General features: G+C 60.9%; 14 protein-coding genes and 1 riboswitch. Of the genes, 7 read left to right on the top strand and 7 right to left on the bottom strand.

The window, feature by feature from the left end; translation table 11 throughout:
• Window positions 1-4 precede the first annotated feature (4 nt).
• Together ACQZ5G_RS01890 and ACQZ5G_RS01885 are read right to left on the bottom strand one after the other, a co-directional pair.
• Window positions 5-841 (bottom strand): ABC transporter ATP-binding protein, encoded by an 837-nt coding sequence (locus tag ACQZ5G_RS01890; RefSeq protein ID WP_448736817.1) that lies wholly within the window; start codon window positions 839-841, stop codon window positions 5-7.
• Between the two features lie 10 nt (window positions 842-851).
• Complete coding sequence (locus ACQZ5G_RS01885; protein ID WP_448736816.1) at window positions 852-2,012, bottom strand: MlaE family lipid ABC transporter permease subunit; 1,161 nt, start codon at window positions 2,010-2,012, stop codon at window positions 852-854.
• 143 nt (window positions 2,013-2,155) lie between these two features.
• Here ACQZ5G_RS01885 and dgcA point away from each other — a divergent pair, with 143 nt between their 5' ends.
• Complete coding sequence (gene dgcA, locus ACQZ5G_RS01880) at window positions 2,156-3,139, top strand: N-acetyl-D-Glu racemase DgcA (RefSeq protein ID WP_448736815.1); 984 nt, start codon at window positions 2,156-2,158, stop codon at window positions 3,137-3,139.
• Between the two features lie 370 nt (window positions 3,140-3,509).
• Here dgcA and ACQZ5G_RS01875 read toward each other — a convergent pair whose 3' ends face one another.
• Complete coding sequence (locus ACQZ5G_RS01875; RefSeq protein ID WP_059760137.1) at window positions 3,510-4,349, bottom strand: UDP-2,3-diacylglucosamine diphosphatase; 840 nt, start codon at window positions 4,347-4,349, stop codon at window positions 3,510-3,512.
• A gap of 228 nt (window positions 4,350-4,577) precedes the next feature.
• Between ACQZ5G_RS01875 and ACQZ5G_RS01870 the strand changes: the two genes are divergently transcribed.
• The gene (locus ACQZ5G_RS01870) at window positions 4,578-6,893 is read left to right on the top strand and encodes an NADP-dependent malic enzyme (protein WP_065656135.1); all 2,316 of its coding nucleotides are present in this window, start codon (window positions 4,578-4,580) and stop codon (window positions 6,891-6,893) included.
• Window positions 6,894-7,029: 136 nt separating this feature from the next.
• The gene (locus tag ACQZ5G_RS01865; RefSeq protein ID WP_448736814.1) at window positions 7,030-8,148 is read left to right on the top strand and encodes a DUF2865 domain-containing protein; all 1,119 of its coding nucleotides are present in this window, start codon (window positions 7,030-7,032) and stop codon (window positions 8,146-8,148) included.
• A 181-nt stretch (window positions 8,149-8,329) separates the two neighbouring features.
• Here ACQZ5G_RS01865 and bluB read toward each other — a convergent pair whose 3' ends face one another.
• Together bluB and ACQZ5G_RS01855 are read right to left on the bottom strand one after the other, a co-directional pair.
• A complete protein-coding gene (gene bluB, locus ACQZ5G_RS01860) occupies window positions 8,330-9,046 on the bottom strand; it encodes a 5,6-dimethylbenzimidazole synthase (protein ID WP_448736813.1) in 717 nt (238 codons plus the stop codon).
• A 77-nt stretch (window positions 9,047-9,123) separates the two neighbouring features.
• Window positions 9,124-9,306, bottom strand: a riboswitch (cobalamin riboswitch).
• Window positions 9,307-9,370: 64 nt separating this feature from the next.
• Window positions 9,371-10,201: a TolB family protein gene (locus ACQZ5G_RS01855; RefSeq protein ID WP_448736812.1), complete on the bottom strand. Its 831-nt coding sequence runs from the start codon at window positions 10,199-10,201 to the stop codon at window positions 9,371-9,373.
• Between the two features lie 191 nt (window positions 10,202-10,392).
• Between ACQZ5G_RS01855 and ACQZ5G_RS01850 the strand changes: the two genes are divergently transcribed.
• Entirely contained in the window at window positions 10,393-10,770 is a 378-nt protein-coding gene (locus ACQZ5G_RS01850; protein ID WP_448736811.1) for a glyoxalase superfamily protein, read from the top strand.
• 156 nt (window positions 10,771-10,926) lie between these two features.
• On the opposite strand, the gene ACQZ5G_RS01845 is transcribed toward ACQZ5G_RS01850, so the two are convergent.
• Window positions 10,927-12,606 carry an NAD+ synthase gene (locus ACQZ5G_RS01845; RefSeq protein ID WP_448736810.1) on the bottom strand — a complete coding sequence of 560 codons (1,680 nt, stop codon included), beginning with the start codon at window positions 12,604-12,606 and terminating at the stop codon, window positions 10,927-10,929.
• Between the two features lie 222 nt (window positions 12,607-12,828).
• Between ACQZ5G_RS01845 and ACQZ5G_RS01840 the strand changes: the two genes are divergently transcribed.
• The 3 genes from ACQZ5G_RS01840 to sthA all read left to right on the top strand — a co-directional run bounded on the left by ACQZ5G_RS01840 (window position 12,829) and on the right by sthA (window position 17,580).
• Window positions 12,829-14,769 (top strand): LTA synthase family protein, encoded by a 1,941-nt coding sequence (locus ACQZ5G_RS01840; RefSeq protein ID WP_448736809.1) that lies wholly within the window; start codon window positions 12,829-12,831, stop codon window positions 14,767-14,769.
• 117 nt (window positions 14,770-14,886) lie between these two features.
• Window positions 14,887-15,420, top strand: coding sequence for a DUF1003 domain-containing protein (locus tag ACQZ5G_RS01835; protein WP_448736808.1), 534 nt, complete (start codon window positions 14,887-14,889; stop codon window positions 15,418-15,420).
• A 756-nt stretch (window positions 15,421-16,176) separates the two neighbouring features.
• Window positions 16,177-17,580 (top strand): Si-specific NAD(P)(+) transhydrogenase, encoded by a 1,404-nt coding sequence (gene sthA, locus ACQZ5G_RS01830; protein ID WP_448736807.1) that lies wholly within the window; start codon window positions 16,177-16,179, stop codon window positions 17,578-17,580.
• A gap of 199 nt (window positions 17,581-17,779) precedes the next feature.
• On the opposite strand, the gene ACQZ5G_RS01825 is transcribed toward sthA, so the two are convergent.
• Window positions 17,780-18,430, bottom strand: a complete 651-nt coding sequence (locus ACQZ5G_RS01825) for a hypothetical protein (RefSeq protein WP_142779286.1) — start codon at window positions 18,428-18,430, stop codon at window positions 17,780-17,782.
• Between the last annotated feature and the right edge of the window lie 84 nt (window positions 18,431-18,514).

Raw genomic sequence — 18,514 nt, 5'->3', positions numbered from 1 at the left:
CCTGTTACTCCACCGGATTTTCGTGTCTGCCGTCCGGAAGAACGACAGAGCGCGCCCGTTTGCCGCGGAAATAGGACTGCACCCACGGGTCGTCGCAGGCGAACATGTCCTGCAATGTCCCTTCCACCAGCACTTTCTTCTGGCCCAGCACCGCAATGCGGTCACAGACGGAGAAGAGACTGTCGAGGTCGTGCGTCACCATATAGACGGTCAGGCCGAGCGAATCGCGCAAGCGCGCAATCAGCATATCAAATTCCGCCGCCCCGATGGGATCGAGGCCAGACGTCGGCTCATCGAGGAAAACGAGGTCGGGATCGAGCGACAGCGCCCGGGCAAGGGCTGCGCGCTTGATCATGCCGCCGGAAAGCTCGGATGGATACTTGTCGCCCGCATCGGGCTTCAGCCCCACCATCTCGATCTTGAGATAGGCAAGCTCGTCCATAAGCTTCTTCGGCAGGTCGAGATATTCGCGCATCGGCAACTGGATGTTTTCCTTCACCGTCAGGCCGGAAAACAGCGCGCCCTGCTGGAACAGCACACCGAGCCGCTGGTCGAGCATCATGCGGTCGTCTTCGCTCGCCTTGTCGTAATCGGTGCCGAGAATGCGGATCGCACCCGCCTGCCGTGGCAGAAGCCGCAAGATCGCGCGCATCAACACGGATTTGCCGGCACCGGAGGGGCCGATGAAGCCGAGGATTTCACCGCGAAAGACATCGAGGTCGAGATTTTCGAGCACGTTGCGGCCATTGAAGCCGACCGTCACGCCCTCGACGGAAAGCACCACCTCGCGCCCGTCTTTCCCGGTTCTGGTCTCCTGCGGTTTCTGGTCCAGTTTCTCCAACGCGCCCTCCCTAGAAATCGATGGCTGCATAGAAGATGGCGAAAAGACCATCCACCAGAATGACAACGAAGATCGACTTCACCACCGAGGAGGTGACGTGCTGGCCGAGCGATTCGGCCGAACCGCCCACCTTCATGCCTTCAACGGCCGCTACGATGCCGATGATGAGCGCCATGAACGGCGCCTTGATCATGCCCGCCGCAATGGTCGATTCCTCGACCGCGCCATGCAGGCGCGACAGGAACACCTCAAACGTGATGCCGGAATAAAGCAGCGCCACGATGGCCGCACCGAAAAGCGCTGCGAAGTTGGCAAGAATGGTCAAAAGCGGCAACGCGATGGTGAGCGCCACCAGCCGCGGAAACACCAGCACGCCGACCGGGTTGAGACCGATCACCTTCAGCGCGTCGATCTCCTCGCGCATCTTCATCGAGCCGATTTCCGCCGTGATCGCACTGCCGGAACGGCCGGCGATCATGATCGCGGTCAGAAGCACACCGATTTCGCGCAATTGCAGAATGCCGACCAGATCGACAACAAAGACTTCCGCACCAAAATAACGGAGCTGGAACGCGCCCTGCTGGGCGATGATCGCACCGATCAGGAACGACATCAGCATGATGATCGGGACGGCGCGCACGCCCATATGGTCGATCTGGTTGACGATCGCCGCCGGCGAGACGCCGCGCCCGCGCCCGAGCTTCATCTGCGCGCCGCGCACGGCCGAGCCGAGAATATACATGCCCGCCAGGAAATCCGCGCCGTTCTGAATGACGGCCTTGCCGATGGGCGCAAAAATACGCTCGGCGAGCCCCACCTTCGCAGCGGCTTCGCCCTCCATCTCCACCTTTTCGGGCAGCTGGCCGATGACCTCTTCGATACGGTCATTGCCCGTCACCGTGACGGTGGCGCCATTTGCCTCGAGGTCCTTGCGCAGGCGCTGGATGATCCATGCGCCCGTCGTATCGATGGCCTCGACGGAAGAAAGATCGATTTCCACCGGGCCGGCGGATTTGTTCTTTTCGATCTTTTCAAGACTGGGGAAAACACCGGCGAGATTGCTGTTACGCCAGGAACCGCTCATGACAAAACGCAAGCCGCCGCCGGAGACGCTGTCGTCTTCGGTGATTGCGGCCCGGTTCGCCTGTTGCCGTGTGTCCTGTTCTTGCATAATGCTCCGAGCGAGTGCAGCCGTCACGAGATTCTTAAAGGTTTCATAACGTTTTGGCCTCCGGCAGGCCACAGTGACGGCCGACAATTCGTGATAAATTTGGCGTCATGTGTCTTTTGCCGCCCAATCGGAAGTGAAAAAACATGCCCCGTTACCTTCAAGCCACAACGGAACGTTTTCCCGTCGCCGGCAGCTTCACCATTTCACGCGGCACCCGCACGCATGCGGATGTCGTAACGTGCACCATCCGCGATGGTTCCTTCGTTGGCATTGGCGAATGTGTGCCCTATCCGCGTTATGGCGAAAGCATCGACGGCGTCATCGCCGATATCGAGGCGATGGCGGAGCGGATCGCCGGCGGCGTGACACGGCAGGAACTACAGCAGGCGATGCAACCCGGTGCCGCCCGCAATGCGGTCGATTGCGCGCTGTGGGACCTCGAAGCCAAGATCAGCGGCAAAACCGTTGCCGAGCGCATCCTTGGACAGGCGGCAAAGCCGCTCGTCACCGCCTACACCATCTCACTTGCCGACCCCGAGACCATGGCCGCGAAAACGGCGGAAAACGCAGGCCGCCCGCTGCTGAAGATCAAGACCGGCACGGCGGATGACGAAGCGCGTCTAAGGGCCGTGCGCGCCGCCGCACCCGAAGCGCGCATCATCATCGACGCCAATGAGGGCTGGAACGATTATAATATCGAATATTATCTGCGGCTTGCGGCAGAGCTGAAGATATCGCTGATCGAGCAGCCGCTACCCGCCGGCAAGGATGACATCCTCGCCCGCATCGACCATCCGGTGCTGATCTGCGCCGATGAAAGCGTGCATTCCACCCGCGACCTCGCCGCCCTGCGCGACCGTTACGATGCGATCAACATCAAGCTCGACAAGACCGGCGGCCTGACCGAAGCGCTCGTCATGAAGGCCGAGGCCGAAAGGCTCGGCTTCACCATCATGGTCGGCTGCATGCTCGGCACCTCGCTCGGCATGGCGCCCGCCGTGCTGGCGGCGCAGGGCACGGCCTTTGCCGATCTCGACGGACCGCTGCTGCTGGCGCAGGATCGTGAGCCGGGGCTGGTTTATGAGGGTTCGCTGGTTTATCCGGCACGGCCGGAACTGTGGGGTTAAGTCGTGGATATTGAAGGCAGAGAAATACGATAAGGCGCAACCTCGCCGCTTGTTTCTTCTCCCCGCCGGGGAGAAGGTGGCCCGAAGGGTCGGATGAGGGGGCAACGCTAGCGGTATACGGAGAGCTCGCCCCCTCATCCCGCTGCCGCGGACTTCTCCCCGGCGGGGAGAAGAAACAAGCGGCATCCGCTTGCTCCATATGAGCTAGTCGAGGCTCGTCTATGAAGAACGCAGTCCTAACGAAATTTTGAGGATAGCGATTGACGTTCGAGTTTCGCGCGAATGCACCGCGCCGACCGTCAAAATGGCTCTTGCAACATCGCATGAAGACGACCACCAGCTTTGCCGCCGCCATCAAGCAGCACCCAACTCAGGCCGCGTGCTTCCCAATCAGCCCCGGAATATCCACCGGCTCCATCTCGTCCGATGCCTGTTCGGCGGTAACGTCGCTCGTCTGCATCCAGGTGATCAGCTCGAAGCTGCCATCGGCGTTTTCGGCAATCGCCGTGCAGCTTTCCACCCAGTCACCGGTGTTGATGTAGCGGATGCCGTCCATGTCTTCCATGACAGCATGGTGAATGTGGCCGCAGATGACGCCGTCGACATTGTTGCGGCGCGCCTCTTCGGCCACCACGCGCTGGAATTCGCCGATGAAGTTGACCGCGTGCTTGACCTGCAGCTTGGCCCAGGCCGAAAACGACCAGTAAGGCAGGCCGATGCGGCGGCGCACGGCGGCAATGGCGATGTTGAGCGCAATCGCCGCGTCATAGGCCCAGTCGCCGAGATAGGCGAGCAGACGGGCGTTGCGCACCACCACGTCGAACTCGTCGCCATGGATGATGAGGTACTTCTTGCCGTCGGCGGCCTCATGGATCATGCGCTCGGCCACTTCGATGCCGCCGAAATGCATGCCGGGAAACTCCCGCAGGAATTCATCGTGATTGCCGGGAATGTAGACGATGCGCGTTCCCTTGCGGGCCTTGCGCAAAAGCTTCTGCACCACGTCGTTGCAGCCCTGCGGCCAGTACCAGCTGCGGCGCAGGCGCCAGCCGTCGACGATGTCACCGACGAGAATGATCGTCTCGGCCTCGTGATATTTCAGGAAGTCGAGCAGATAATCCGTCTTGGCCGCCTTGGAGCCAAGATGAACATCCGAAATGAAAAGCGTTCTGAACTGTCTGGTTTCGATTTGACCGGCCACGGATTTCATCCCCCTGTTCGGTTGCGTCCCTGCGGCTTTCTTACCTCTCAGAACCAGACTCGTGTTTCAGCAACATGACAGACGCCGGTTTTTATAGGGAATATGACGAAAGCCTTCACGAAAACGCGAATAAGCCATGGCCGCATTTGCATAAGGTGCGGTCAAATAACGGCTGTACCACAGGGAAGTTTGTTGTATTCAGGGGTCCGGAATTGAACCAGACATGACGGTGGAAGAATGACCTCTCACGATAAGAACAACACGCCCGCCAACACGGCAAAGGCCGACATCGAGGAACAGGCGCTCTTTTTCCACCGCTATCCGCGCCCCGGCAAGCTGGAAATCCAGGCCACCAAGCCGCTCGGCAACCAGCGCGATCTGGCGCTGGCCTATTCGCCGGGTGTTGCCGCCCCCTGCCTCGCCATCCATGAAAATCCGGAAACGGCGGCGGAATATACCGCCCGCGCCAACCTCGTCGCCGTCATTTCCAACGGCACGGCGGTGCTCGGCCTCGGCAATATCGGCCCGCTCGCTTCCAAGCCGGTGATGGAAGGCAAGGCCGTCCTCTTCAAGAAATTCGCCGGCATCGACGTTTTCGATATCGAAATCGATGCGCCCGGCATCAACGACATGGTCTCCACCATCGCAGCGCTGGAGCCCACCTTCGGCGGCATCAACCTTGAGGACATCAAGGCGCCGGAATGTTTCGAGGTGGAACGCCAGCTGCGCGAAAAGATGAACATCCCGGTCTTCCACGATGACCAGCACGGCACCGCGATCATCGTCGCCGCCGCCGTCACCAATGCGCTGGAACTCGCCGGAAAATCGCTCTCGAGCGTCAAGATCGTCGCCTCGGGTGCAGGTGCGGCAGCCCTTGCCTGCCTCAACCTCCTCGTCGCCATGGGCGCGAAGAAAGAAAACATCTGGGTCCACGACATCGAAGGCCTCGTTTATGACGGCCGTAACACGCTGATGGACGAGTGGAAGGAAGTTTACGCCCAAAAGACCGACAAACGCGTTCTCTCCGAAACCATCGACGGCGCGGATGTCTTTCTCGGCCTTTCGGCCGCTGGCGTGCTGAAGCCGGAACTGCTGGAGCGCATGGCGGAAAACCCGCTGATCCTCGCACTTGCCAACCCCAATCCGGAAATCATGCCGGAGGCGGCGCGTGCGGCCCGTCCGGATGCGATGATCTGCACCGGCCGTTCGGATTTCCCGAACCAGGTCAACAACGTTCTCTGCTTCCCCTATATCTTCCGCGGCGCGCTGGATTGCGGCGCAACCACCATCAACGAGGAAATGAAGATGGCCGCCGTGCAGGCCATCGCCGAACTCGCGCGTGAGGAAGTCTCCGAGGTGGCCGCAAAGGCCTATAGCGGCGAAACGCCGGTCTTCGGCCCGAACTATCTCATCCCATCGCCCTTCGATCCGCGCCTCATCCTGCGCATTGCGCCGGCGGTTGCCCGCGCTGCCGCCGCAAGCGGCGTCGCCGCCCGGCCGATCACCGATTTCGAAGCCTATCTCGATCAGCTGAACCGTTTCGTCTGGCGCTCGGGCTTCATCATGAAGCCGGTCTTCAATGCCGCGAAAGCCGCCGAAAAGAAGCGCATCATCTTTGCCGAAGGCGAAGACGAGCGCGTGCTGCGCGCCGCCCAGGTGCTGCTGGAAGAAGGCACCGGCATCCCGATCCTCATCGGCCGCCCGCAGATCATCGAAACGCGCCTGAAGCGCTTCGGCCTGCGCATCCGCCCGCATACGGATTTCGCCGTGGTCAACCCGGAAGACGATCCGCGCTACCGCGATTATGTCGATGACTATTTCGCCCTTGTCGGCCGCGTCGGCATCAACCCGGAAGCAGCCCGCACCATCGTGCGCACCAACACGACCGTCATCGGCGCGCTGTCGGTGAAGCGCGGCGAAGCGGATGCGCTGATCTGCGGTCTCGAAGGCCGTTACGACCGCCACTTGCGCGACGTGAACCAGATCATCGGCAAGCAGGAAGGCGTGCGTTCCTTCGCCGGCCTCAGCCTGCTCATCACCCAGCAGGGTGCGCTGTTCCTCACCGATACTTTCGTGAATTACGATCCGACCTCCGAGGAAGTGGCGGAAATGGCCATTCTCGCGGCCAAGGAAATCCGCCGCTTCGGCATCACGCCGAAGATCGCCCTCGCCAGCCATTCCAATTTCGGCTCGCGCGATTCCGAAAGCGCCCGCAAGATGCGCCGCGCCCTGAAGATCGTGCAGGAAGCCGCACCGGAACTGGAAGTCGATGGCGAAATGCAGGGCGGTTCGGCCCTTTCGGAAGCGCTGCGCAAGCGCGCCATGCCAAACAGCGTGCTGACGGGCGAAGCGAACCTGCTGGTCTTCCCGAACCTCGATGCCGCCAACATCACCCTCGGTGTCACCCGCACCTTGACGGAAGGCCTGCATGTCGGCCCGATCCTGCTCGGCACGGCCCTGCCCGCCCATATCCTGTCGCCCAGCGTCACCTCGCGCGGCGTGGTCAACATGGCGGCGTTTGCCGTGGTGCAGGCCTCACATCCTTCGGTGTGATAGAGGCCGCATTAACGCAATTTTGAACAAGCTGTTGCCGCATTGCGGCAACAGCTTATGTTATCTTCCTGAAACACGGATTTCGTGAAGTATAACGCCCCTGCCACCGGCCGGGGACATCGAACGGATCGAACAATTGACCCGCCGCAGCCGCATCATCGGCCTCCTGCTTCCCCTTGTTTTCATCGCCCCGGCCGCCGCTTTCGCGGATCAGGTCTGCGATACGCTTTATGCGCAATTGCGCGAGCCGCCCCGCGTCATCGGCAATACGGCCGAGGTGCGGCGTTACGCCAATGCGCTCGCCCGCCAGAACATCGTCATCCGCAAGATCAGGAATGACCTGCGCGGCTATGGCTGCTCCTCGGGCAGCGTCATCGTCTACGGCAATCCCAATGCCGGTATCTGCGCCGAAATCGGCGATGCGCTGGCGGAAGCGGAAAGCGAACGCAACGCCATCATCCGTGACCGCGACGACGCCATGGCGGCCGCGCGTAGCGACGACGGCGACATCAGGCGTCAGCGCATTCTTGCCGCCCTCGATGCCAATGGCTGCAACACCCTGCCGCAAACGGAAACGCAATTGCCGCCGCCTCCGGATGCGACGCGTTATCCCGACGCTTTCCAGCAGAATGGCCAGCAGAATGGCGAGGAGCCGGGACAGGCGGGGCTTTCGCCCTACCCCAACGCCGCCGCCGAGGGCGGGCTTCGCACACTCTGCGTGCGGACCTGCGACGGCTCGTTTTTCCCCATCGCTTCCAATGCCTCGCCGCTCGATTTCCGCGCCCAGGCGGAGCAGTGCGAGAAAATGTGTCCGGGCACCGAGACGGAGCTTTATTTCCACTCCATGACGGATCAGGAAACCGCAGACATGGTGTCTGCGGAAACAGGCAAGCCCTACAGGGACCTGCCAACCGCCTTCGCTTACAGGAACGCCACGGCAAAAGCGCCGGGCTGCGCCTGCAACATGGCCGCCTATCACGAAGAAATGCAGAAGCAGGAAGAAGCCGCCCGGCCGGAATCCGAAACACCCTATTCCGGCATCACGAAAATCCCCTCACCGCAAGGTGACAAGGCCGCCCCCAAACCCGCCGAGCAGCAGCAGGCCGCCAAGCCGCCGGAACAACCCGTTCCCGAACGCGACTATGACCCGAACGATACGAAAGTGCGCATCATTGGCCCCAAATTTCTGCCGGACCAGACAGGCCGGATCGACCTGAAGAACCCGGCATTGAAGGGTATACAGCCGCAGCAGTGAAGCCGTCGTGGAGCGAGCGGACGCCGCTCGTTTCTTCAGTCCGCGGCAGCGGGATGAGAGGGCTACGGTAGAGATATGCTGAGAGCTTGCCCCCTCATCTGACCCTTCGGGCCATCTTCTCCCCGCCGGGGAGAAGAACAAGCAGCAACGCCCCGCTTCCCTCGCAGAACTTTTATCTGTCTTACACCCCGCCCCAGCGGTTGCGGAACACAAGCTCCTCCAACGGCACGCGCTGTCGCCAGCCCTTCACCGCAAGTTCCGGCTCGTTATAGAGCGCATCGACACGGCCGAGGCAAAGCCAGGCAACGATTTCGATATGATCGGGAATATCGAGAATGGTGCGAATGTCGCTATCGTGGAAAATGCTGACCCAGCCGACGCCGATGCCTTCGGCGCGCGCCGCGAGCCAGAGATTCTGGATGGCGCAGACGGTGGAATAGACATCCGTGCGCGGATTATGGGTGCGGCCCAGCACCACCTTGCCGCCGCGCGTCGGATCGCAGGTGACGCAGATGCTGAGCGGCGCCTTGCGGATGCCTTCGAGCTTGAGACTGCGATAAAGCGCCTGCTGCTCGCCCGTGAACATCGCCGCCGCCTCCTCATTGGCGCGGCTGAAGGCCACGAAGGCCGCCTGACGGATCGCGCCATCGGTGACGAGGGTGAAATTCCACGGCTGCATGAAACCGACCGAGGGCGCGGAATGGGCCGCCTTCAAAAGACGCTCCACCAGATCGTCCGGCAGCGGGTCCGGCAGGAACTGGTCGCGCACGTCACGACGGGTCTCGATGGCGCGGTAAATCGCCTCGCGTTCCTCACCGGAAAACGGGCGGGCGGGCGAGAGCGCATGATCGAACGAACTGGCGCCGGGCGGATTGCTTACGGACGGATCGGCTGGCATCGTTTATCCCCAACAATGCGAAGGCCGGGCGCAAATGCGCACCCCGCCTCGACAACAACCTGCCGCCGTCCGCGCGGTTCGGTCTATCCTATCAGGCCGGTCTTCTGACTTGGCTTCATCCGCCCTTTTCGCCTTCCCGAATTGCTTCAGTGGCTTAAAAAAAAGAACGTCCGCCTCACAGCGCTGGGCACGTTCCGGTCTTTCACCGGATTCCCGATTCTCCCGCCGCAACGGCAGGCACCTGACGGGCAAGCTATGGGCAAAAAAATTTGCGGATGCAAGCATCCTGCCGGCGGTGCGGCAATGTGGCCTGCCTCACCCCCATCATTCCACCGGGAAATACCTGACATAAGCGAACTCGTCCCCATCCGGTGACCAGTTGGGCGAATTCATCGTTCCCTGCCCGCCGAAAAGTTCGAACAGCGTCTCGGCATTGCCGCCATCCATGTCCATCAGCCGCACCCGCACATCGAGATCGCGCGGATGGTCGAAAACGTCTCCGTCATAGGAAACGAACACCACCTTGCCTCCCTTGGGAGACGGGTGCGGAAACCAGTCGCCATAAGGGCTGTCGGTGATGCGCTCGACGGCGGAGCCGTCCACCCGCACGCGCCAGATCTGCATTCGCCCGGTGCGGCTGGAATTGAAATAGATCCACTCACCGTCTGGCGAATAATCCGGCCCGTCATTGCGGCCCTCGCCGTGGGTGAGACGCGTCTCGACGCCGCTTGTTATATCCATCGAATAGATATCGAAGACCTGATCGCGAATGCCGCAATAGGCAAAACCTTTCCCATCCGGAGCCCATCCGTGCCAGTAAGAAGGAAGATTTTTCGTCATCAGCCGTGGCGCGTCGCCCGTCGAGGGCATGAGGTAGATGGCGCTCTTGCCAAATTCCACCTTGTCGGAAATGGCGTAAAGCGATCCATCCGGCGAAATACCGTGATCGTTGTTGCAGAGCGTGGCAAAGCCGGTATCGACCTTCTCCGGCGCGATATCACCGGCAAGAGACAGGCGGTAAAGCAGCCCTTCGCTGTTCAGCAGCAGATATTTTCCATCCGGCGACCAGTTCGGCGCTTCAAAAAGATCAGGCGTCTGCCACACCACCCGCATCTGCCGGGTGCGGATGTTGAAGATTTCGATGGAGCTGCGCATTCTGCCTCCCGGGCGTGTCCGTGTCTCGTTCAAAGCGCCCGGCAATGCAGACATTCCGTTTGCATCCGCCATCGCCATGATTATGATCCTAGGGCGGCAGGCACCGTCCTGCAAATTCAAACCGGAAAAAACGCCAGCGCTCCGGCACCGTCCGTGACCCTTGCCGTTTCTCCCAAAACCGAGGTTCCGCGATGAATACCATCGCCGATCACGGCATCCGCTTCGGCCGGATCGCCGCAATGCTTCCTGTCAAAAACATCGAAAAGGCCCATGATTTTTACGTTGGCGTGTTGGGCTTCGAAAAGACCTTCGAAAACGGCAACCCTGTCGGCTTCATGATCCTCAGACAGGGCAATGCCGAGCTGCACCTGACATTGCAGCCCACCCACAAGGCAGCGCCTTTCAATGTGGCGCATATGATGGTGAGCGATGTGGACGCGCTTCACGCACTTTGCAAGAGCCAGGGCTTGCGCATCATCAAGGGCCTGCAGGACAAGGATTACGGCCTGCGCGCCTTTGTGTTTGAAGACCCCGATGGCAACCGCATCGATGTGGGGCAGGTTATTTGAGATGAGCGAACGGCGCGGGGTTTTCTCCGCGCCGCTTGCTTAAACACGAAGGCTTTTTGTGGAACGAGCGCATGCCCCTTGTTTCTTCTCCCCGGCGGGGAGAAGAAACGCACGGCAACGCCGGGCAAAACATCCGCTACCAGCGTCTTCCTTCAATCACCGATCCCGGAACCGGTTGGTAATCGGATAACGCCGGTCACGCCCAAAGTTCTTCTTGGTGATCTTCACGCCCGGGGCCGATTGCCGGCGCTTGTATTCGGCGAGATAGAGCAGATGCTCCACCCGGTGCACCGTCGCCACATCATGGCCGCGAGCCAGAATTTCCTCAACCGACATTTCCTTCTCGACGAGGCATTCCAGAATATCGTCCAGCACCGGATAGGGCGGCAGCGAATCCTGGTCGGTCTGGTTGGGGCGCAATTCGGCCGAGGGCGCCTTGGAAATGATATTGGCGGGGATCACCTCGCCGGAAGGGCCGAGCGCGCCCGGCGGTACATGGGCGTTGCGCCAGCTGGAAATGGCATAGACCTGCATCTTGTAGAGGTCCTTGATGGGGTTGAAACCGCCATTCATGTCACCGTAAAGCGTGGCATAACCCACCGACATTTCCGACTTGTTGCCCGTCGTCACCACCATTGAGCCGAACTTGTTCGAGACGGCCATCAAAATGGTGCCGCGCGTGCGGCTCTGCAGGTTTTCCTCGGTAATGCCCTCTTCCGTGCCCTCGAAGAGATCGGAGAGCGTCGAGAGGAAACCTTCCACCGGCTCTGAAATCGGCACGATGTCGTAACGGCAGCCCAGCGCCTTGGCGCAATCGGCCGCGTCCTTCAGCGATTCTTCCGATGTATAGCGGTAAGGCAGCATGATGCAGCGCACCCGCTCCTCTCCCAGCGCATCGACGGCAAGGGCGGCACAGATGGCCGAATCGATGCCGCCGGAAAGGCCGAGAACCACGCTCTTGAAACCGTTTTTATTGACGTAATCGCGGAAGCCCAGCATGCAGGCGCGGTAATCCGCTTCCTCGCCTTCGGGAATCTTCGAGAAAGGCCCACTATCGCAATGCCAGCCGTCCGCCGTGCGTTTCCAGTCGGTGACGGCAAGTGTGGCCTCGAACTGGCTCATCTGGAAGGCAAGCGTCTTATCGGCATTGAAGCCGAAGCTTGCGCCGTCGAACACCAGCTCATCCTGCCCGCCCAACTGGTTGGCGAAGACGAGCGGCAGGCCGCTTTCGATAACCTGCCGCAGCGCCACCTGATGGCGCACATCCAGCTTGCCGCGATAATAGGGCGAACCGTTCGGCACCAGCAGGATTTCCGCCCCGCTTTCGGCGAGCGTCTCGCAGACACCCATATCGTTCCAGATTTCCTCGCAGATCGGAATGCCGATCCTGACCCCACGGAAATTATAGGGACCGGAAATTGAGCCCTCCGAGAAAACACGCTTTTCGTCGAACTCGCCGTAATTCGGCAGGTCGATCTTGTCGCGCAGCGCGATGATCTTGCCGCCATCCAGAAGCGCCACGGAATTGTGCCGGCCCGTCTCACCCTGTCGCGGAAAACCGATGACGATGCCCGGCCCGCCATCGGCGGTTTCCGCCGCCAGCTCTTCCACGGCCTTCAGGCATGCTTTCAGGAAAGCCGGTTTCAGCACCAGATCTTCCGGCGGATAGCCGGATATGAAAAGCTCGGTCAAAAGCAGAAGATCGGCACCCTGCGTCGCCGCATCGGCCCTTGCCTCGCGCGCCTTGGCGAGATTGCCCGCCACGTCGCCAACGGTGGGATTGAACTGCCCGACGGCAATCCGGAGATGGTTCTGGATATCGTGTCTGTCGCTCATGGCTTTTCAATACCGCGCCCGTGGCCGCTCCGCAACGCGGCAATTGCATGGCGGCGTCCGTTACGCTTCGTCCGCGCGCGTTCACGCTAAGGTTATCGCCGCGCCGGCCAGACTCTTCAAAGTTCATGTCGCGTTCATCGCGCTTATGTGACAGTTACATGACACTTTTGCGACACCCGATTCACCTCCCCGGATCGGCCGTGCCGCCTGCAATACCGGAGTATGGGTTTGAGAGATTCGGCGCCAAAAACAACGGCTTCCGAAAAGGCTGGTTTCGTCTTTTCGCCTGCATGGACAAGGAGCCTTTCCAAGCTTTCGGGCATCGCCTATCCGCTTGCCAATCTGACGATCGCGTCCGTCGTGCTGGTCGTGGCGCTGGAGTGGATCGCCCGCGGCTCGCTCACGGATGTCGGCGCTTTCCTCACCTCCTCCGCCCGCCCCGGCATGACCACCATTGCCGCCGTGCTCGCCCTTCTCGTGGCGCTGGATGCACTTCTTGGCAGGCGTTACCTGTCGCTGATCGCGCTTGCGCCGCTCTGCGCGCTGACGGGGCTGATTTCGGCACAGAAACAGACCTATCTTTCCGATCCGCTTTACCCCTCCGACCTGCTGTTCGGCCGCCAGATTCTTGAGCTTCTGCCGACCATGCTGAAGGCCCAGCCGATGACGGCAGCACTCGTCGCTCTCGGTATCTGCGCCGCGATTGCGGCACTTACGGCGCTGTGGCTGCTGGCGCGCCGCCATTCACCGGGCTTGAGCTGGCGCGAACGCGCCGCTGGTCTCGCGCTGGCGCTGCCGCTTCTTGCCGGCCTTGCCTCGCTTATGGACTATTCGCATTATTCCTGGGTGCGCGATCGCCTCAACATCATTCCCATGATGTGGGATCAGCAGGAAAATTACCGCCATAACGGCTTCCTGATGGCCTTCGCCTTCAATATTCCGATGGCCAATGTCTCGGCGCCGCAGGGTTATGGCGAAAACACCATTGCCGACCTGACCTCCGAGCCCGCCGCCTTCGCCGCCAACAAGGGCGATTACCCCGATGTCATCATGCTGATGAGCGAATCGCTGTGGGATCCGACGCGGCTGGAAAATGTGAAGCTCTCCGCCGACCCCATGCCGACGATCCGCGCCAAACAGTCCGGCAATGTATTTTCCCCGGAATTCGGCGGCATGACGGCGAATGTAGAATTCGAGGCGCTGACCGGCTTTTCCAACGCCTTCCTGCCCTATGGCAGCATTCCCTATCAGCAATATATCCGCCGCCCGGTTCCCTCGCTCGCCAGTTTCTTCCGGGGCGAAGGTTATTCCGCCATCGCCATGCATCCGTTCCAGGAATGGTTCTGGAACCGCAAGCAGGTCTACAGGAATTTCGGCTTCGAGGAATTCCGCTCCGAAGAGACGCTGCCGGCCATGCAAAAACGCGGCAACTTCGCCTCCGACGATGCGCTGATGGACGAGATCATGGCGACGGCCGAGAAGGCGCAGAACCCGCTCTTCCTCTTCGCCGTCACCCTTCAGGGACACGGTCCCTACGAGGCGACCCGTTACGCCGAGAACACCATCGGCGTCGAAGGCGATCTCTCCGCCTCGGCCTCGCAGGCGCTGGCCACCTATTCTCAAGGGGTGGCGGAGGCTGACGAAGCGCTGCTGAAACTGATGCGCTGGGCAAAGAAGCGCGACCGTGAAACCATCATCGTCCTGTTCGGCGATCACCTGCCGCCGCTCGGCCAGACCTTCGTGGAAAGCGGCTACATGCCGGGCATGGTGGCCAGCCGCCGCGCGCCGCTGGAGGTGATGAAGAAGGAACACGAGACGCCGCTCGTCGTCTGGTCTTCAAAGAAGGGCGTGCGCAAGAATATCGGCACAATCAGCCCGGCGCTTTTGCCTTATCACGTCCTGAAGACGGCGGGCTTCTCCGATCCCTTCTACACCGGCACGCTGGGCGAAGTGCAGCAGGCCTTCTCCGTCATCGACCGGCATATGCTGGTGACGACCGACGGCAAGGCCCTGCCCGACTGGTCGATCGCGCCCAATGCCGTTCCCGACGTGGTGCGTGACTACCGCCTGCTACAGTTCGACATGATGTTCGGCCAGCAATATGGCCGCGAACGCTTCTTCCCCGGTTTCAACTGGCTGCACGAGGGCGCGCCATCGGTCTGATGTTTTTCGGCGGGGACGCCTGAACCGCATGGCGGTGGAAATCGTTTGAATTCCACCGCCATGCGGGTTTATCTCGGGATAACATCCGCATCGCCCCATCAGAACCGGAGACACACCGTGTCAGATATCTCCGACTATATCGTTTCGCATTTCAAGCGTTCCTCCCGCGAAATCGGCGAAGTGGAGCGGCGCATTCTGGAACTGTCGCACCAGAAAAAACTGATTTCGCGCGACACCAATGCCGAATTTTCCGCCGGCGCCAGTCTCGGCGACAGGTTGGCCGACAATATCGCCAAGGTCGGCGGTTCCTGGGGTTTTATCCTCGGTTTCTGCTTTTTCCTGATCTTCTGGGCTGTCATCAACACCATCATCCTGACGACCGGCGCCTTCGATCCCTACCCCTTCATCTTCCTCAACCTGCTGCTTTCCATGCTGGCGGCCATTCAGGCGCCGATCATCATGATGTCGCAGAACCGCCAGGCCGCCCGCGACCGTTTCGAGGCCGCCAAGGACTACGAGGTGAACCTGAAGGCCGAGCTTGAGGTTCTTTCCCTGCATGAAAAGATCGATGTGAAGGTGCTGGCCGAACTGGCCGCGCTCCGGCAGGACCTTGCAGCACTTCACCAACATGTCGCCCGCAAGGAAGACTGACGCCGGAAAATTCATCCCCGCTTTTCCCCACCCCGCTATGCGCTGTTAGATTAAACGCAGTCCCGCCGGGTGGACGCCAGACGTGGCGGAAACCGAGGGACGGTCCTGGTGGTGGAACGCTGGCAACGTTCGTGGAAAGGACCATTTCGCAAAAGGCGGTGCACCGCCGCTTGCGAAATACGGCATGGTGAAAGACCCGGCTGCGCAACGCATCCGACCCACACCGACCTCAACCGAAGCGCAGCCGGGCAATCGCCCGACGCACGCTGAGTATCCCCGACCGGCAACGCTGGGCGGGATGAAGCTGTTGGGGGTTTAGGGCGTTTTCTGGAAAAGTCGACCGAAGTGCGCGGGGCTTACCCCCCTCTGCCCTGCCGGGCATCTCCCCCTCAAGGGGGGAGATCGGCAGGAGGCGCGACCACCACTTCATTCGCAAATGTAGAGATGGGCGAAACCTGCCCGCAGATCGATCTCCCCCCTTGAGGGGGAGATGCCCGGCAGGGCAGAGGGGGGTAAGCCCCACGCTCCCTCGCCCCTGCATGAATCGCACAACCTCCTGAAACGTCACCCCCAGTTACGAATCCGTCAGATTCTTACGCTACAGATTGACGCAGGCGTTTGTTGCATTGCACTCTTGCGGGCAAGGCTGAAGGGGAATCACTCCCCATCGTCAAAATGGCATCACGACCATTTCGCGGCGACGCCATGCCGGATGCGACATCCGGTCATCGCAATAATTCTGTTCCGGGGTTTTTCATGCACCAGTTCGATCTGATTGTTGTCGGCAGCGGTCCGGCGGGAAGACGGGCCGCCATTCAGGCCGCCAAGCTCGAAAAGAGGGTTCTGGTCATTGAGAAGGGCAGCCGCGTCGGCGGCGTTTCCGTGCACACCGGCACCATTCCATCGAAGACGCTGCGCGAGACGGCGCTCAACCTCACCGGCTGGCGCGAGCGCGGTTTTTACGGCCGCGCCTATCGCGTCAAGCAGGAGATCGACGCGGAAGACCTGCGCCGCCGCCTGCTCATCACGCTGGATCACGAAGTGGAAGTGCTGGAACACCAGTTCGCCCGCAACCGCGTGCAGCACATTCGCGGCACGGCGAGCTTCATCGACGCCAACACCATGAAGGTGGTGAAAAGCGACGGCGAGATCATGACCGTGACGGGCACCTCCATCCTGCTGACCATCGGCACCCGCCCCTACCGGCCGCCGCATATTCCCTTCGATGGCGAAGCGGTGCTCGATTCGGACGAGATTCTCGAGATCAAGGAACTGCCGCGCTCCATGGTCGTCGTCGGCGCCGGCGTCATCGGCATCGAATATGCCACCATCTTCAGCGCGCTCGACACGCAGGTGACGGTGGTGGAGCCGCGCGAAACGATGCTGGAATTCATCGACAAGGAAATCGTCGAGGACTTCACCTATCAGCTGCGCGACCGCAACATGAAGCTGATCTTCGGCCAGAAGGCGGAAAAGGTGGAGCGCGACGAAAGCGGCAAATGCCTCGTCTCGCTTGGCAATGGCCGCGTGCTGAAGGCCGAGACGGTGCTGTTTGCCGCTGGCCGCGTCGGCGCCACCGATACGCTCAATCTTTCGGCCTGCGGGCTGGAGGCCGACAGCCGTGGTCGCCTGAAGGTCGATCCCGAAACCTTCCAGACCTCGGTGCCGAACATCTATGCCGCCGGCGACATCATCGGTTTCCCGAGCCTTGCCTCCACCTCCATGGAACAGGGCCGCATCGCCGCCCGCCATGCCGTCGGCGCACCGGCCGGCGAACCGCCGCAATTCTTCCCTTACGGCATCTATGCCGTACCGGAAATTTCCACCTGCGGGCTGACGGAAGAAGAAGTGATCGAACGCAACATTCCCTACGAATGCGGCATCGCCCATTTCCGCGAGACGTCCCGCGGCCACATTATGGGTCTCGACAGCGGCCTCTTGAAGATGATCTTCTCGCTCAAAACCCGCCGCCTGCTCGGCGTCCACATCGTCGGCGAAGGTGCGACCGAACTGGTGCATATCGGCCAGGCGGTGCTGAACCTGAAGGGCACTGTGGAATATTTCGTCGAGAATACGTTCAACTATCCGACGCTTGCCGAAGCCTACAAGATTGCGGGGCTCGATGCGTGGAACCGCATGGGTGAGATCAAGAAGGATTGAGGCTTTGTCGCGGGTAAGGAGATAATCTGCAATGTTCGAAAACTTCTCCTGCCGTCATGCTCGGGCCTGTCCCGAGCATCTGCAACGTCTCGATTTATGAGACGTGATTAGATCCTTGGGACAAGCCCAAGGATGACGCCGCGTATCGAGCGAGAATGCCGGTCGTACACATTGCTTAGACGACAGGTCACGCATACCCTCACCACCGAATACTATACCGCGCACTCACCCCCGGCCGGAAATGATCCGCATAGCCCTGATCGAGCGTCCCCCGCACAGTCAGGTGATCGCCCAGTTTCTGCTCCACCGCCACGCCGCTGCTGAACTCGTTGAAACTGTTACGGCTCGCCCCCGTCAGCACAAAGGCCGTGCCGGTCTCGGAGCGGGAAAGGCGCAGCGACTGCGACACATCCAGCCCGTTCCATTGCTGCGCCGTGCCGTCATAACGCACGGTGAAATTGCGGTTCGCCTCGATATCCAGTTCCGGTGTGACGATGCGCTTCTGCTGCGAGGTCACGGAAACGCTGCTCGACCCCGTCAGCGCATTGAAGATGACGCCGACATCACGGGCCAGGGAAACGCCGGGCAACTGTTCGGCCAGCAGCGTGACATTACCCCATACCCGCACCGGTGTATCCACCACCTGCCCCGTTTTGGAAGCGCTCATGCCCATTTCCAGCCCCGCGCGAATGGGCGTATCGACCGGCAGTTTCGCGCCGATGCGCGCCGTATAGGAACGGTCGGAATTCTTCACCGGCTTCCAGATCAACCCGGCCTCATCGGCATGCGCCGCGGTACCAGTGGCGGTGAAAAGAGACAATAGAAGGGTAAAACCCATTCGTGGCGACATATCTTGTCCCCTGGCAAATTAAGGGCGCACCGGGAGAACCCGGCAGGCACGGTAAAAGCTTAAGGCCAATGGTTTGGCAGCGAT

This window comes from Agrobacterium sp. 22-214-1 (assembly GCF_053522465.1).
The sequence above is the reverse complement of the archived record's forward strand: the minus strand, read 5'-3'. Positions and strand labels throughout refer to the sequence as shown.